General features: G+C 43.9%; 1 protein-coding gene and 1 pseudogene. Both read left to right on the top strand.

The window, feature by feature from the left end; genetic code table 11:
* Nucleotides 1-311 (top strand): annotated as a pseudogene (locus AC1DWB_RS35575) (phosphotransferase family protein); the annotation flags it as partial.
* On the top strand, nt 304-1,228 hold a 925-nt coding region (locus AC1DWB_RS35570), incomplete at its 3' end, for an ABC transporter transmembrane domain-containing protein (RefSeq protein WP_477545776.1). The pseudogene AC1DWB_RS35575 and the gene AC1DWB_RS35570, both read left to right, overlap by 8 nt.

Below are 1,228 nucleotides of genomic sequence, written 5' to 3'. Positions count from 1 at the left end.
GTCCAGTACTGATCGATTGGATGGGGGCAACCACAGGCAATCCTGCTGCTGATATTGCTGAATTCATTCTTTTGCATAAATACGGTACAATCCCCTCTGATACCCCGACCTATATTGCTGATCTGTTGAATGCCGCTCGTCATTCGATGATCGACGTATTTCTGAATGAGTATATGAAGATCTCTGGGATGAAGACTGAAGAGATAGAAGCTTGGATCCTCCCAGTGGCTGTAAGGAAACTACAGAATTGCACTTCAGAAGATGAGAAATCCAAGCTAATCGATGAAATTCGAGGTAGACTGAATGCCTAACAAGTTCGCTCCGCAAAGAGTGCTCCATTTTCTTAAACCTTATCGTGGCTGGGTAGTCGTGAAGCTGTTATGCACCATATTGAATGCGGCTAATGATATATTCCTAGTCTATCTGATTAATGTGTTGGTGGACGCTTCCTTGTCGGGTAACCGGTTGGAGTTGAGCCGATCGATTGAATATATGATTGTCTTCGTCATTGTCGGAATAATCGTTAACTTCTTGGAAGCGTACTCATCCGGTCGTTACAGTGCCTATGCTGCCCGAGATATGAAAGACACGTTCAGTTCACATATGGATCAGTTGCCAGTCTCCTATATGGAAGCGCATCATTCAGGAGATCTCATATCCCGAATGACCAATGGTGTCACGGCGATTGAGAACTTCATCAAGAATGATCTCATGGGAATTGTGTTTCAACTCGTTCGAGTGAGTGCAGGTATAATCGTGATGGCTTTCTTAAATTGGAAATTGTTGTTGTTCTGCATGATTCTACTCCCACTTATGGCTATAGTGACCAACTCGATTAGTCGTCCATTAACCGAATACTCCTCGAGACTTCAACGAAGCTTAGCGAAATCCAACTCTACGGTTCAAGACACCATCAACGGCATCCACATGATTAAATCCTACAACTTGGTTCCATTCTTATTAGCTAAATACAAAGCAGCGCTCGATCAGATGTTAGCCATATCCTTGATCGTTGAGAAGCGAAAGGCGGCCATAGGTTCCGTAGGAATGCTCGTGCAAACCGTCCCGTTCTTACTCTTTTTCCTGCTTGGCGGATATATGGTCATTCATGGTTCTTTTACAGCAGGTGGATTAGTAGCGTTTGCTCAATTACTTACCTATCTCGTACAGGGGATGAGTTCGATACCTAATCAACTCAACAATTATCACGTTACAGTCGGGGTTGCTG

It is taken from the genome of Paenibacillus sp. P4_E11 (assembly GCF_056401635.1).
This window is presented reverse-complemented; position numbering and strand designations above follow the sequence as displayed.